The 14,203-nt window shown below is 71.7% G+C and carries 14 protein-coding genes and 1 pseudogene; 11 read left to right on the top strand and 4 right to left on the bottom strand.

Features of this window, described 5'->3' with window-relative positions:
• Positions 1–5 precede the first annotated feature (5 nt).
• Positions 6–1,043 (bottom strand): Strvi_7410 family MBL fold metallo-hydrolase, encoded by a 1,038-nt coding sequence (locus IE237_RS12855; RefSeq protein ID WP_189802037.1) that lies wholly within the window; start codon positions 1,041–1,043, stop codon positions 6–8.
• Between the two features lie 1,900 nt (positions 1,044–2,943).
• Here IE237_RS12855 and IE237_RS40700 point away from each other — a divergent pair.
• The 7 genes and pseudogenes from IE237_RS40700 to IE237_RS12880 all read left to right on the top strand — a co-directional run.
• Positions 2,944–3,444, top strand: a pseudogene (locus IE237_RS40700) (bifunctional DNA primase/polymerase); the annotation flags it as partial.
• A complete protein-coding gene (locus IE237_RS41835) occupies positions 3,419–3,712 on the top strand; it encodes an AICE element replication initiation protein (RefSeq protein WP_502267027.1) in 294 nt (97 codons plus the stop codon). The pseudogene IE237_RS40700 and the gene IE237_RS41835, both read left to right, overlap by 26 nt.
• Before the next feature lie 246 nt (positions 3,713–3,958).
• Complete coding sequence (locus IE237_RS40705; RefSeq protein ID WP_229842634.1) at positions 3,959–4,330, top strand: hypothetical protein; 372 nt, start codon at positions 3,959–3,961, stop codon at positions 4,328–4,330.
• 266 nt (positions 4,331–4,596) lie between these two features.
• Entirely contained in the window at positions 4,597–6,060 is a 1,464-nt protein-coding gene (locus IE237_RS12865) for an aldehyde dehydrogenase (RefSeq protein WP_189802038.1), read from the top strand.
• The gene (locus IE237_RS12870) at positions 6,060–6,293 is read left to right on the top strand and encodes a ferredoxin (protein WP_189802039.1); all 234 of its coding nucleotides are present in this window, start codon (positions 6,060–6,062) and stop codon (positions 6,291–6,293) included. The genes IE237_RS12865 and IE237_RS12870 overlap by 1 nt, the downstream gene beginning before the upstream one ends.
• 206 nt (positions 6,294–6,499) lie before the next feature.
• Positions 6,500–7,090, top strand: coding sequence for a hypothetical protein (locus IE237_RS12875; RefSeq protein WP_189802040.1), 591 nt, complete (start codon positions 6,500–6,502; stop codon positions 7,088–7,090).
• Between the two features lie 117 nt (positions 7,091–7,207).
• Positions 7,208–7,732 (top strand): hypothetical protein, encoded by a 525-nt coding sequence (locus IE237_RS12880; RefSeq protein ID WP_229842635.1) that lies wholly within the window; start codon positions 7,208–7,210, stop codon positions 7,730–7,732.
• A gap of 88 nt (positions 7,733–7,820) precedes the next feature.
• Here the strand turns inward: IE237_RS12880 and IE237_RS12885 are convergent, their stop codons facing one another.
• Positions 7,821–8,456, bottom strand: coding sequence for a TetR family transcriptional regulator (locus tag IE237_RS12885; RefSeq protein WP_189802042.1), 636 nt, complete (start codon positions 8,454–8,456; stop codon positions 7,821–7,823).
• A 227-nt stretch (positions 8,457–8,683) separates the two neighbouring features.
• Here IE237_RS12885 and IE237_RS12890 point away from each other — a divergent pair, with 227 nt between their 5' ends.
• The 3 genes from IE237_RS12890 (at position 8,684) to IE237_RS12900 (ending at position 12,007) form a co-directional block, all read left to right on the top strand.
• On the top strand, positions 8,684–10,018 hold the full coding sequence (locus IE237_RS12890; RefSeq protein ID WP_189802043.1) for a glycosyltransferase family 4 protein: 1,335 nt from the start codon (positions 8,684–8,686) through the stop codon (positions 10,016–10,018).
• Between the two features lie 166 nt (positions 10,019–10,184).
• Positions 10,185–10,919 (top strand): class I SAM-dependent methyltransferase, encoded by a 735-nt coding sequence (locus IE237_RS12895; protein ID WP_189802044.1) that lies wholly within the window; start codon positions 10,185–10,187, stop codon positions 10,917–10,919.
• Complete coding sequence (locus tag IE237_RS12900; RefSeq protein WP_189802045.1) at positions 10,916–12,007, top strand: prenyltransferase; 1,092 nt, start codon at positions 10,916–10,918, stop codon at positions 12,005–12,007. Before IE237_RS12895 ends, IE237_RS12900 begins: the two co-directional genes overlap by 4 nt.
• On the opposite strand, the gene IE237_RS12905 is transcribed toward IE237_RS12900, so the two are convergent.
• Complete coding sequence (locus tag IE237_RS12905; protein ID WP_189802046.1) at positions 12,004–12,903, bottom strand: hypothetical protein; 900 nt, start codon at positions 12,901–12,903, stop codon at positions 12,004–12,006. The two genes, IE237_RS12900 and IE237_RS12905, sit on opposite strands and share 4 nt — an antisense overlap.
• A gap of 71 nt (positions 12,904–12,974) precedes the next feature.
• A complete protein-coding gene (locus IE237_RS12910; protein ID WP_189802047.1) occupies positions 12,975–13,439 on the bottom strand; it encodes a peptidase inhibitor family I36 protein in 465 nt (154 codons plus the stop codon).
• Positions 13,440–13,657: 218 nt separating this feature from the next.
• Here IE237_RS12910 and IE237_RS12915 point away from each other — a divergent pair, with 218 nt between their 5' ends.
• Complete coding sequence (locus IE237_RS12915; RefSeq protein ID WP_189802048.1) at positions 13,658–14,203, top strand: hypothetical protein; 546 nt, start codon at positions 13,658–13,660, stop codon at positions 14,201–14,203.

The raw sequence follows: 14,203 nt of genomic DNA on the forward strand, positions 1-14,203 counted from the left end.
GGGCCTCACACCGCGATGTACGTGACGGGGTCCGTGCCCGCCACGGGCTCCGCGCGGCCGAGCTTCACCAGCCGGCGGAGGTGGGCCTCGGCCTCGCTGACGGCGATGTTCCGGGAGCCGTAGGGGATCTGGTCCCAGGGGCGGTTCCACTCCATGCGCTCGGCGAGCTGCCACGGTGTGAGCGGGACGGCGAGGAGACCGAGGAGGCCGGTGAGGCGCTCCTCGTGGTGGTCGAGGAGTTCGCGGACCCGGCCGGCGGCGTCGGTGAAGGCGTACTGGTGGGCGGGGAGGACCTCGGCGACGCCGAGGCGGCCGATGCGTTCGAGGGAGTCGAGGTAGTCGCCGAGGGGGTCGGCGGCGGTGGCGTCGTCGGGGTCCTCGTACAGACCGATGTGCGGGGAGATCCCGGGCAGCAGGTGGTCGCCGGAGAAGAGCCGGCCGTGGCCGGGCAGCCGGGAGGGGTGCTCCTCCTCCAGGTGGAGGCAGACGTGCCCGGGGGTGTGGCCGGGCGTCCAGATCGCGCGCAGGCGTCGTCCGGCCAGGTCGAGGAGCTCGCCGGGGACGATCTCGCGGTCGGGGAGGGCCGAGCGGAGGCCGGGCAGGGTCCGCATCCGGCCGGAGGCGCGGGCGGCGCGCAGCGGGGCGATGTGGTCCTCGGGGGCGCCGACGGTGGCCAGTTTGCGGGCGAGGTAGTCGAACCAGGTGCCGGGTTCGGCCTCGCGGGTGCGGCGGACGACGGCCGTGTCGGCGGCGTGCATGGCGATCCAGGCCCCGGACTCCTCGCGGACCCGGCCGGAGAGTCCGTGGTGGTCGGGGTGGTGGTGGGTGATGACGACTCCGTGGATCTCCTGGACGGAGAGGCCCAACGCGGCGAGTCCGGCGGTGAGTTCGTCCCAGGAGGCCGGGTCGTCCCAGCCGGTGTCGACGAGGACCGGGCCGCGGTCGGTGTCGAGGACGTGGACCAGGGTGTGGCCCAGCGGATTGTCCGGGATCGGCACCCGCAGGGACCAGACGCCACCGCCGTGCTCGGTCACCTGGGTCATGAGCGTCCTCGTCTCTGTGTACCGGTACGGCCATTGCCCACCATAACTAGAACTGACTACTCGTCAGAAGAGCTTGAGGTGTCGAGCCTTCCACCCGCCTGTGACCTGCGTCCCAGCCGTGGTGGTTGGCCGTTGTCGGTCGACCCCGGCTCCCGTCGCACGGCCCACAGGCGGCCCGAGCGATGGTCCCCTTGGGTGTTGCCGCATACGCGTCCGAGGTCGACGGTGGCCCGGTCGCGTCAGCTCGCGCCTCTCCGGTGCCGCAGGCTGGATCCGCTCGCATGTGGCGAGCGACTGGCCTGTTGGGGGAGTGGACGCCCAGGCAGCAGCGGAAGACGAAGAAGCGCTGACTCTCGGAGCTCCCGAGTCCCGGTGCCAGGATCAGTGCAGATTGAGCCCCGGATGAAGAGTCCGGCGCTCAACGTGTCGGCTGTGGCGGACCAGCTCGTCCCGCTTCATCTCGCACGGCGAGAACCAGTCGTGGCGTTGGATGCGCGGGCCATTGTGGGGGCCGGATGCGCCCGTGCTCCTGGCCGGGAGGGATGGTGAGGAGCACGAGCGGAGGCGGGCAAGGGGAGAGCGGCCGTTCGGCTCACGGCAGCCTCTCCGCGCGAATGGAACGGGTGGATTTTTTCACGGAAACGGAACGTGCAAGAGATAGCCGCTAACTGTGTAGTAGCCGACCGTGTCTATCTCGAAGGGATTCGATGAAATCCTGGCAGGGGTGGACCCTGACTTCTGAAGTTGGCATGCACTCGCGTAGGCGGCTGGCCATTCAGACCGCCCGATAGTGCAGGTCCAATCGTACCAACCTGCAGCCAAATAGATATCCCTGCTGGCTTGGCTACCGTTTACGGGAGTGCTTTGCTGCTCCAGTTGGACCCACCATGAGTAGGTACCCGCAGCAAGGTAGATGCTCCGCTGTACGCTGGCTGTATTTCCAGGAGTGTGCTCCAGCCAGAGTGTACGCGACAGCGTGGCCGGCTGACTTGCTGCGTCTGCTGGCAGGGCTCCCGGTAGGAGAGTCATAGTGAAGGCTGCGGCCAGAGCCGATATCGACCGAGAAAGGTGCGTTCTCAAGTTATTGCGCCTCACTTCTCTTTGGTATTCAGTAATGAAATCTCGCCATTCTATGCGGGGCGGGGGACCAGCACGCCACCAAAGGTGTATGAAGCGCCGGAGGATCCAGCCGGCGGTCGCCACCACGTACTAGCGAGGTAAGCGGGTCCGAATTGATCCAGGCTGCAATTTTCGTAGTAGGCCAGCAGGCCGTCCCCGAGTCGCTTGGTGAGGACGGTGCAAGTCCAGTCGTACCAGCCCGCAGCCAAGTAGATCGTTCGATGGTTTTCGGGTGTGACCCGGATGCCTGTCGCGCTTTCGTAGACCCTGTCGTACCACTCGTAATTCCCGGCGGCCAAGTAGATGCGTCGAGTCACCGATGCAGGTTCCGGTGCCGGAGAGCCATCCAGGTTTCTGAGCCAAATATCTCGAGTAAGGTACGCGGGTTCTGCTGCGGCAGCGGCCGCGCTCGCCCCGCTCCTCGTACCGGCACCTTCAGCGGTGGCCGAGGCGGTGGGCAGCACGAAGAGCGTCAGAGTGGCAGCGGCCATGGCCGCGAGTGCTTGTCCCTTCAACATGGGCTCACCGTAAGCGACTTGATGCTGCGGCGTGCGAAGTTGATCCATCGCGGGGTCATCCGCCTCCGCCGTGCCCTGGTGACCTCAGGTTCAGCGGGCACGCGCATTCCCCGGGGGGCTTCTGCGATAGCGCGCTGCGCTGCGGCCGCGCTTCGGCGTTCGACGGCAGCGGGCCCCTCAGTCGCTGCGAGCCGCTCGAAGTCCTCTGCACGAGCGAAGCGTCGAGTGGCCCGCACGGCACCCTTTTCCTCGGCCGCCTCGGTGCCGCCACCACCGACCCTGCCGTCCTCGCCTCCCCTCAGTGGACCGCCGCGTGGCGCCGCGCCCGGACGATCGGCTACCACCCCGGCGACGCCGGCGTCACCGTCGTCGACCTCGACAACCCCCGCCGCCGTCGCTCGGGCCCAGGCCACCCCGCCGCCGACCGTAACCGTGGCCACCACGCGCGGGCAGCAATGGATCTACCGGGGCGCCATGCGCTCCGTGAACGCCGTCCGTGTCGGTGTCGACATCAAGTCCACGATGTCCTACGCCCGGTGGCTCCCCGGCACCGGAACCCTGGCGGACCTGCCGGACACCGTCCGCGCGCTCGCCGAGAAGAAGCCGTCCGCCGCCCGACCGGTGCCAGCGCCATGGCCCTGCCCGCGCCGGCCGGGGGTGGGGAGTGCCGTTACCGCTCGCCCACCTACCTGGAGCGTGGCATCGCCATGGCGGAGCAGCGCATCACCGAAGCCGCCAGTGGGGTCCGCGCCACGGTGTACCGGGACCGGCCCCCAGGGCGCGGGCAAGTCCACCGGCGCCCGGATGCTGCTGCGGGTCATCGAGGGCATGAGTAGGGACCTGCGGCGCACGGGCCGCCGATGGCCGCCGCCGAGCAGTGGCTCGACCCGTGGTTCGAGCGCTGGGAGCCCGCCACGTCCGCCGGCTGAGGGCTACGGGCCGTCAGAAGTCATGCTTCATCGGCCGGATATGGTCGAGGCGCTCTTGCGGACCGATCCTACGCTGGAGGCATGGCCACCGATCCCTTGTTGAGACAAGGCCCCGACTCGACGGATCTGGTCCTGCGTGCCGGCCCGACCGGGCCGGTGTGGAACGCGCTGATCTCGGTGGGGCCGGCGCTGTTCACTCCGCTCGCCTTGGGCGGGCCGACCCTGGTCGTCGCCCTCTGGATGGCGCTGGCCGGGGCGCGGGCGTCGACCGTGTTCGTGGTGGTGGGGGCGATCGCCGGGCTGGAGTACCTGGGCGCTGGCCTTTTCCCGGGCCCGGGACATCCTGCGGGTGGAGTTCGCGCCGGGCAAAGTGCCCGCGTCCCTGCGATTGGTCCGGGCCGCCGGGCCGGACGTCTGGCTGCCCGTCGAGACCCTGCGCGAGGTGCGGCTGACGCACAAGGTGGTGGAGCCGTACCAGGGGGACTACAAGCCGGCCGAATCCACGCTCGCGCTGGAACTCGTCCTACGGGACGCCCGGGAGCGGATCGCGCTCCCGTTCGCCGGCGACCCGCAGCGGCTCGCCGACGCGTTGAAGGCTCTGCTCGGCCCGGCCGGGGTCGTGGTGGTGCTGCGCACCGAGCGCAGCACGCGCGATCGGCCGCAGCCCAACTCCCGCTGGACCTCCGGTGGTTCGGCCTCGGCCGGCTCGGGTGGCGGCTGACCCCGGGCTGCCCGTGGCGCTCCCCGGCCGGGAGCGCCCGTCGATGCAACCGGCGGCGGGTGGTGCGGGGCAGATGGCCCACAGGCGGCCCAGGCGGCCCAGGCGGCATGACGACGGCCCCCACCAGTGGAAAAGCTGCTGGTGGGGGCCGGTTTGGCCTCACGTCTGGCCAAGTGTAACTAGAACTGGTATCAGTTCTGAAGCATCGTCAGAAAGTGGCGGTGTCAGGAACTCAGGGAAATCCATCTCCTCGGGAGGCAGCGGTCATGACCGAGCTTGTGGAGCACGGAAAGCTGTTCATCGGCGGGGAGTTGACCGAACCGCTCGGCGACGGGGTCATCGAGGTGATCTCCCCGCACACCGAGCAGGTCATCGGCCGTGTCCCGCACGCCTCCCCGGCCGATGTCGACCGGGCCGTGGCCGCCGCGCGCCGGGCCTTCGACGAAGGGCCCTGGCCCCGGATGACGGTCGAGGAGCGGATCGCCGTCGTCACCCGCGTCAAGGACGCGATCGCCGTGCGGTACGAGGAGATCGCGCGCTCCATCAGCGCGCAGAACGGCTCCCCGTACTCCTGGTCCGTCCTCGCCCAGGCGCTCGGCGCGATGATGGTCTGGGACGCGGCGATCACCGTCGCCCGGGACTTCCCGTACGAGGAGCGGCGCGGCGGTGTCCTCGGACCGCTGCTCGTGCGGCGCGAGCCCGTCGGTGTCGTCGCGGCCGTCGTCCCGTGGAACGTTCCGCAGTTCACCGCCGCCGCCAAGCTGGGGCCCGCCCTGCTCGCCGGCTGCACGGTGATCCTCAAGCCCTCGCCGGAGTCGCCCCTCGACTCGTACATCCTCGGCGAGATCGCGGCGGAGGCGGGCCTCCCGGAGGGGGTCCTGTCGATCCTGCCCGCCGACCGCGAGGTCAGCGAGTACCTCGTCGGCCACCCCGATGTCGACAAGGTCTCCTTCACCGGCTCGGTCGCCGCGGGCAAGCGGGTCATGGAGGTCGCCTCCCGCAACCTCACCCGCGTCACCCTCGAACTGGGCGGCAAGTCGGCCGCCGTGATCCTGCCGGACGCGGACCTGGACACCGCGGTGGCCGGGATCGTCCCCGCCGCCTGGATGAACAACGGGCAGGCGTGCGTGGCCCAGACCCGGATCCTCGCGCCCCGCGCGCGGTACGAGGAGATCGCCGAGGCCTTCGCGGCGGCGGCCGGCGCGCTCGTCGTCGGAGACCCCCTCGACCCGGCCACCCAGGTCGGCCCGCTCGTCGCCCGGCGGCAGCAGCAGCGCTCCCTCGACTACATCGGGATCGGCCAGGCGGAGGGCGCGAAGCTGCTCACCGGCGGCGGCCGTCCGGACGGCCTCGACCGGGGCTGGTACGTCGAGCCGACCCTCTTCGGCGACGTCGACAACTCCATGCGGATCGCCCGCGAGGAGATCTTCGGACCGGTCATCTGTCTCCTGCCGTACGGGGACGAGGCCGAGGCGCGGCGGATCGCGAACGACTCCGACTTCGGGCTCAGCGGCAGCGTCTGGACCGGGGACGTGGAGCACGGCATCGACTTCGCCCGGGGCGTGCGCACCGGCACCTTCAACGTCAACACCTTCAGCCTCGACATGCTCGGCCCCTTCGGCGGCTACAAGAACTCGGGCCTGGGGCGGGAGTTCGGCCCCGAGGGCTTCGGCGAGTACCTGGAGCACAAGATGATCCACCTCCCCGGCGGCTACGAGGGCGGGGTGTGATGGGGGACCGCTGGCACGTCGAGGTCGACCGGAGCGTCTGCATCGGCTCCGGCATGTGCGTCAACCACGCCCCGGGCGGCTTCCGCCTCGACACGGCCCGCCAGTCCCACCCGGTGGAGCCGGAGGCGGACGCGGGCGAACGCCTCCTGGCGGCGGCGGAGGGCTGCCCGGTGGAGGCGATCCTGATCACCCTGGCGGACGGCGGGGAGCCGGTCTTCCCGCCGGAGGAGTAGCCGGACCGGCGGGCCCCCGCAGCCGGTCCGGCGGACTTCCGTAGCGGGTCCGGCGGGCTCCCGCAGCCGGTCCGGCGGGCCCCGGTGGCCGGCCCGGCGGGCCCCGCCACCGGCCGCCCCCGCCGTCGGAACCGCCGTGACCTGCGCGTACCGCGTGTGTGAGACTCCCTCGGCACACGTACGTACGCGCAGGGAGCGGGGCAGGCATGCGGGGTCGGGGCAGATGGTGGACGGCGGTCGCGGGAGCGACGGCGGCGGTGCTCCTCGGGGCGGGGTGCGGGGCCGGTACGGGCTCCGGGGAAGGGGCCTCCGCCCCGTCCTTCGGCCGCGAGACGGCGCACACCGAGATCGTCGCCGCGGTCGAGAAGGCGGGGCTGCCGAAGTCCGACCTTCCGGGGATCGGCGGGCCGACCCCCACGGGCTCCACGCCGCGTCCCACGCCGTCCACGGAGCGCGAGCGGCTGGAGGAGCGTGCCCTCGCCTGCACCGCCGCGTGGCAGTACGCCGGCCCGCCCGTCGACGGATCGCGGGGCGACCTCGAGAAGGCGGTCACCGCCCTCGTCGGCAAGGGCTGGGTCCAGGGCGAGCGCCAGGTGGAGAAGCTCGACGAGCACGGCGGCACGATGCTCCAGATCACGCTCAGGAAGCGGGGCTGGGTGATGTACGCCCGGCACACCGGCGTGCAGCAGTCGCTGACCATGGAGATGATCTCCCTGCACGCGACGGAGACCGCGTGCATGAACCGGTTCACCGAGCAGGAGCGGAAGGCCCTGTTCGGGGACGCCGAACAGGGCTGACGAAAGGCGTCGTTGCACCCATCGCCCGTTCCCACGTGCAAAACTGTGCCCTGAAAAACGGGGGCAAGAGGCCGTCGTGCATGCGTATTCGGGAGTGTTGTGCGCAAGGCGAAGTGGGTGGCCGCGGCTGCCGGTGTGGTGCTGTTGGTCGCGGGCTGCGGCAGCGAGGGCGGATCGGACAAGGGCGGTTCGGCGTCCGGTGGTTCGTCCTCGGCCGGGTCGTCCGCGACGGGCGGTTCGGGCGGTTCGGGTGGCGAGCGGCTGGACGGGGCCGCGGTCACCAAGGAGTTGACGGACGCGGCGACGGGGGCCGGCTTCACGCAGGACGCCTCGGGCGAGCAGATCCCGGCCGAGGCCAAGGACTGCATGGTCAGCTGGACGGCCGACGCCGAGAAGGCGGCCGACCCGGCGAAGTCCTACACGGACACGGTCGCGACCCTCACCAAGGGCGGCTGGACCGAGGAGCGGAGCTCCGGGGCGGGCGGCTCGGTGATCAAGTCGCTGAAGAAGAGCAGCTGGCAGCTCCAGGCCAGCAACCACTCGGCGGGCCCGCTGAAGCTGGTCATGTTCGTGGCCGTCGACGGCGGCCCGGAGTGCGCCGCCGTCATCGCGGAGAACAACGCCAAGGGCAAGACCTCCTGACCCCGCGCCGTCCGCGCCCCCGGCAGGCAGGCCGCCGGGGGCGCGGACGGCTGCCGTAGGAGGGCGGGTTCCGGGGTCGGCGCCGCCGTCAGCGCGCCGGTTCCGGCGCCGGCGCCGGTGCCGTCAGGTCGATCAGCCGGCAGACCGTCTCGATGTCGATCTTCACCTGTGCGATCGAGGCGCGGCCGGAGAGCCATGTGATCAGCGCCGAGTGCCAGGTGTGCTCGATCACCCGGACCGCCGAGAGCTGGCTCGGGGTCGGGTGCTCCGTCCCCATCGCGTCCAGGATGATCGCGGTCGTCAGCCGGGAGACCGTGTCGACCTCGGGGCTCACGCTGCGGTCCGCGAAGGTCAGCGCCCGCACCATCGCGTCGGCCAGCTGCGGTTCCCGCTGGAGCGCCCGGAAGGCGCGCATCAGCGTCTCGGCGACCCGCTCCGCCGGGTCCGCGCCCGCGGGCGGCCGCTTCCGCAGCGTGGTGTGCATGTGCTGCAGCTGGTCCTGCATGGTCGCCACGAGGAGGTGGATCTTGGAGGGGAAGTACCGGTACAGCGTGCCGAGGGCGACCCCCGCCGCCTCGGCGACCTCCCGCATCTGCACGGCGTCGAAGCCGCCCCTGGCCGCGAGCTGGGCGCTGGCGTTCAGGATGCGGCGGCGGCGTGCCTCCTGGCGCTCCGTGAGCGGCGGCGACGCGGGTCTGTGGTCCGCTCTGTTCTCTGCGGTCATGAGGTCCCGTTCCGTGCGGTGGGGAGCGACAGTATGGCGGCGCGGCCGCCGTGGCGCGAATCACCTGTTCCGGCTCTCACCACGGAGCTACCTGCCGGTAGATTCTGTGCTCCTTGAAGGATCAAGAAGACAAGCAAGAAGATCCAGAACGATCAAGTCTGTAACTTGTTCTAGATTAGCGCGAGCGGTTACGCTCCGGCGAAACGCACGCTCGAAGGGGGTCGCGCATGACCGCTGAGGCCATAGAGGCAAGCCCCCGACAGGGCGTCACCGCGGCCGGTGACCGTCCGTTGCGGATCGCTCTCCTCACGTACAAGGGAAACCCGTTCTGCGGCGGCCAGGGCGTCTACGTCCGCCACCTCTCTCGGGAGCTCGCCCGCCTCGGCCACACCGTCGAGGTCATCGGCTCCCAGCCGTACCCCGTCCTCGACGAGGGCGAGGACCTCGCGGGGCTCACCCTCACCGAGATCGCCAGCCTCGACCTCTACCGCTCGCCGGACCCCTTCCGGACCCCGAAGCGCGAGGAGTACCGGGACTGGATCGACGCCCTCGAGGTCGCCACCATGTGGACCGGGGGCTTCCCCGAGCCGCTCACCTTCTCCCTGCGGGCCCGGCGCATGCTCGCCGCCCGCCGCGGAGACTTCGACGTCGTCCACGACAACCAGACCCTCGGGTACGGACTCCTCGGCGGCCCGCGCGCGATCGGCGCGCCGCTCGTCACCACGATCCACCACCCCATCACCGTCGACCGGCAGCTCGAACTCGACGCCGCCGCCGACTGGAAGCGCCGCGCCTCCGTCCGCCGCTGGTACGCCTTCACCGGCATGCAGAAGAAGGTCGCCCGCCGGCTGCCGTCCGTCCTCACCGTCTCCGGCACCTCGCGCCAGGAGATCGTCGACCACCTCGGCGTCCGCGAGGACCGCATCAAGGTCGTCCACATCGGCGCCGACACCGACCTCTGGTCCCCGGACCCGTCCGTCGCCGAGATCCCCGGCCGGATCGTCACCACGTCCAGCGCCGACGTCCCCCTCAAGGGGCTCATCCACCTGATCGAGGCGCTCGCCAAGCTCCGCACCGAGAACCCCGACGCCCACCTCGTCGTCGTCGGCAGGCGCGCCGAGGACGGCCCGGTCGCCGCCGCGATCGAGCGGTACGGGCTCGACGGCGCCGTCGAATTCGTCAAGGGCATCAGCGACGCCGAGCTCGTCGACCTCGTGCGCTCCGCCCAGGTCTCGTGCGTGCCCTCGCTGTACGAGGGGTTCTCGCTGCCCGCCGCCGAGGCCATGGCCACGGGGACGGCGCTCGTCGCGACGACCGGCGGGGCGATCCCCGAGGTCGCCGGACCCGACGGCGAGACCTGCCTCGCGGTGCCGCCGGCGGACGCGGGGGCGCTGGCCGCCGCGCTGGGACGGGTCCTCGGCGATCCCGGGCTGCGCGCACGGCTCGGTGCGGCCGGCCGCGAGCGGGTCCTGGCCAACTTCACCTGGGCCAGGGCCGCCCAGGGGACGGCGGAGCTCTACCGCGAGGCGGTTGCCCGGCAGGGTGCCGGAGTCCGACGGTGACACCTCAGCTTGTTCGCCGGGTGCAGCCCGGTGGTCGGGTTGTGCCCACCCTCCCCCGAGCTCTCGGCTCCGCTCGACCAGGGGGGACCCCCATCGCCCTGCGGAACGCCTGCCCACAACCCGGCGGCCGCCCACGACTCATCTCCCACCGCGAAAGGCAGACCTCGTGCTGACCGTCGACTTCACTCGCTTCCCGCTCGCCCCCGGCGACCGTGTGCTCGACCTGGGCTGCGGTGCGGGCCGGCACGCCTTCGAGTGCTACCGGCGCGGTGCCCAGGTCGTGGCCCTCGACCAGAACGGCGAGGAGATCCGCGAGGTCGCCAAGTGGTTCGCGGCCATGAAGGAGGCCGGCGAGGCCCCCGCCGGCGCGACCGCCACCGCGATGGAGGGCGACGCGCTCAACCTGCCCTTCCCCGACGAGTCCTTCGACGTCGTCATCATCTCCGAGGTCATGGAGCACATCCCCGACGACAAGGGCGTGCTCGCCGAGATGGTGCGCGTCCTCAAGCCCGGCGGCCGCATCGCCATCACCGTCCCGCGCTACGGCCCGGAGAAGATCTGCTGGACGCTCTCCGACGCGTACCACGAGGTCGAGGGCGGTCACATCCGCATCTACAAGGCCGACGAGCTGCTCGCCAAGATCCGGCAGGCCGGCCTCAAGCCGTACGGCACCCACCACGCGCACGCGCTGCACTCGCCGTACTGGTGGCTGAAGTGCGCCTTCGGCGTCGACAACGACAAGGCGCTGCCGGTCCGCGCGTACCACAAGCTCCTGGTCTGGGACATCATGAAGAAGCCCGCCCTGACCCGGGTCGCCGAGCAGCTGCTCAACCCGGTCGTCGGCAAGAGCTTCGTGGCGTACGCGACCAAGCCCCACCTCCCGAAGGCCGACGCCCAGTGACGTCTCCCGAGCGGATCGCGGAGCACCTCGTCCTGCCCGGCGTGCTCACCGCCGAGCAGGCCGCCGAGACGGTCGCCGGGATACTCGCCGTGCAGCGCGAGGACGGCGCCATACCCTGGTTCCGCGGCCACCACCTGGACCCGTGGGACCACACCGAGGCCGCCATGGCCCTGGACGCGGCCGGCGAGCACGCCGCCGCCGCCCGCGCCTACGCGTGGCTCGCCCGCCACCAGAACAGCGACGGTTCCTGGTACGCGGCCTACCACGACGGCGACCCGGAGCAGATCACCGACCGGAGCCGCGAGTCCAACTTCGTCGCCTACATCGCGGTCGGCGTCTGGCACCACTACCTCTCCACCGGCGACGACGCCTTCCTCGACCGGATGTGGCCCGTCGTCTACGCGGCCGTCGAGTTCGTCCTCGGGCTCCAGCAGCCCGGCGGACAGATCGGCTGGAAGCGCGAGCCCGACGGCACGCCCGTGGACGACGCTCTGCTGACCGGCAGCTCGTCGATCCACCAGGCGCTGCGCTGCGCCCTGGCCATCGCCGAGGCGCGCGAGGAGGCCCAGCCCGACTGGGAGCTGGCCGCCGGGGCCCTCGGGCACGCGATCCGCCGCCACCCCGAGCGCTTCCTCGACAAGTCCCGCTACTCGATGGACTGGTACTACCCGGTCCTCGGCGGCGCGGTCACGGGGGCCGACGCGAAGGCCCGGATCGAGGCCGACTGGGACCGCTTCGTCGTCCCCGGTCTCGGCGTGCGCTGCGTGGTCCCCAACCCGTGGGTCACCGGCGGCGAGAGCTGCGAACTCGCCCTCGCCCTGTGGGCGATGGGGGAGTCCGACCGGGCCCTCACGATCCTCCAGGACATCCAGCACCTGCGTGCCGGGAACGGCATGTACTGGACGGGGTACGTCTTCGAGGGCGAGACGGAGGCCGACAAGGCGGTCTGGCCCGAGGAGCAGACGGCCTGGACCGCGGGTTCGCTCCTCCTCGCGGTCGCGGCCCTGGGCGGCGAGGAGGCGACGGTCGCCGTCTTCGCCGGCGACCGCCTCCCGGCGGGCCTCGAACCCGACTGCTGCGGCGGCTAGGCCTTCGGTACGGGAACGTCGCGCGTCGCCTCGTCCTGGCGGCGCAGCAGGGCCTTCCAGTCGCGGTCGACGTCCGGATGGCCGTCCAGCCAGCGCTGCTGGACGGCGGCGAGGCGTGCGTACGCGGTGGGCAGGTAGCCGGTGGACTCCTTGCAGCGCAGGTCCGCCGTGAGCGACGCGTCGGCGTGGCGGGCGGCCTCGGTCCGCAGCGCGCCGAGGAGCCGTGCCGGATCGGTCTTCCCCGCGAACCCGGCCTCGTCCATGCATGCCCGCCAGCGGCCGTTCAGGGCCCGGAACTCCGGGTCCTTCTCCAGGTCCGCCCGGGCCTGCTCCTGGGCCTCGAAGAGCATGATCCGCACCTGGAGCCACCGCATCCGGCCGTCGCCCAGGACCTTGGTCTCGCCCTCGGCGAGGCAGCCGTCGCCCGGCCGGGACACCTTCATCCCGCGCGTTCCCTTGGCGGTCACCCGCTTCTTCTGGTCGCCGAAGAGGGCCAGGCCGTACGCCTTGCCGGTCTCGGCGCTGCCGGGCGCGGGCGGCTTCTCCGCGGGCGGCGGGGTCTCGGCCGGCGGTGCGGCGGACTCCTGCCCGAAGGGCTGCGGCCGCTGGTCGCCGCCCGTGCCGGGGAGGGGCGGGGCGGGCGGCTCGTACCGGAAGCCGTGCCGTGCCATACAGGCGACGGCGTACCGGCGCTGCGCCTCGGTGCTGCGGTAGTCGACCTCGGTCCAGCGGAACAGCCGCTCGGTCACCTGCGGCAGTGCGTGCGACGCGGTGGCGGCGGCCGGGACCGGCGGGGTGGTGTCGGGCGGGGCGGCGAGGGTCCAGCCGCCGACGACGGCCGCCGCCCCCGCGAGGACGGCGACGGCGGTGAGGGCGCTGCGGCGGGGGCCGGTCATGTCGGTGGGCTGCCTTTCTGCGGAGCGGTCGGGCGTGTGGGCCCGGCGTGCCGGGCCCACGACGGGGCGGATCAGTAGCAGTGGACGCTGGTCGTGCCCCGCAGCAGCAGGGAGCTGGCCACGTTCTGCTGGTCGACGGGCATGTCGGTGAAGTTGTCGATGGAGCTTCCCGGGTTGACGCAGAAGGCCAGGCCGCCGCCGTAGTTGATGTCGCGGTAGTAGTGGCTCTCGTAGCCGCCGGTGCTGGAGTTGCTGGCGGCCGAGACCTTGTCGTTCACGGTGTCGCCGAACCCGTAGCCCCAGTCGCCGCGCACCGCGTGGTGGTCGAAGACGTCGTCGGTGAAGTTCGGGTCGCTGTTGAAGTAGTGGTGCGAGGCTCCGGAGTAGGTGTAGAGGCTGAAGGCGCAGTGGTAGCCCGACGGGCAGCCGTAGCCCGCCGACGCCGTGCCCGCCGTCGCGACCCCGGCGCCGAAGAGCAGCGTGGTGGACGCGACGACGGCGGCGATCCTTCTGCGCAGGCCCGTGTTCTTGCTCATGGTGTGAGGCGACCCTTCCTGGTCCCGAACGCACCCCGGACCGTTTCCGGGTGCGCCCCCCACCCTCGGGTCCCCGCGGCCCGCCTGGCCAGGCCTCCCGCCGTCCCGGGACGCCCAGGGACGGGCGGGGGACGCCCGTACCCGTACGGCGCCGCCCCGGTGGCGGGCGCATCCGGTGCGGGTCAGGCTGGCTCCACCGTGATCAGGGAGGTTCCGTCTTGCCCAGAAGTGTTTCGCGCGGAGTCGTGGCGCTGCTGCTGTCCTGCACCCTGCTCCTGACCACCGCCGCCTGCAACGACGACGACAACGCGGGTGCGAGCGGTGCCGCGACCCCGACGGCCTCCAGCAGCTTCGAGCAGCAGAAGCTCGCGAAGACGCGGTTCGTGGCCAACGCCGGTCTGGCCGCGGGTGCCACGTACCAGTGGATCGTGAAGCCGTACCGCGAGGGCAAGTTCAAGAAGGGCGCGGACGGCCGGACCTTCGCCCTGGTGAAGGCGGGCCTCGCGGGCGCGTTCACGTACAACCGGCTCAAGGCGGCGGTGAACAACGCCAAGGGCGACCCGTTGCTGTCGAAGGCCGTCGCGCCCCTCACCGCCGGGATCGAGTCGCTCAAGGAACTGGGGACGAAGCTCCGCAAGGGCGAGGTGGGCGACGCGGACGTCGGCGCCTTCGAGAGCGTCATCAACAGCGTCAAGGAGGCCGGGAAGAGCGCCGGCGCCGAGGTCGTGGAGAAGGTCCCCAGCACCTCGCAACTGGGCGGTTAG

The sequence above is a fragment of the Streptomyces tanashiensis genome, from assembly GCF_014648895.1.
GTDB classification, from domain to species: Bacteria; Actinomycetota; Actinomycetes; order Streptomycetales; family Streptomycetaceae; genus Streptomyces; species Streptomyces tanashiensis.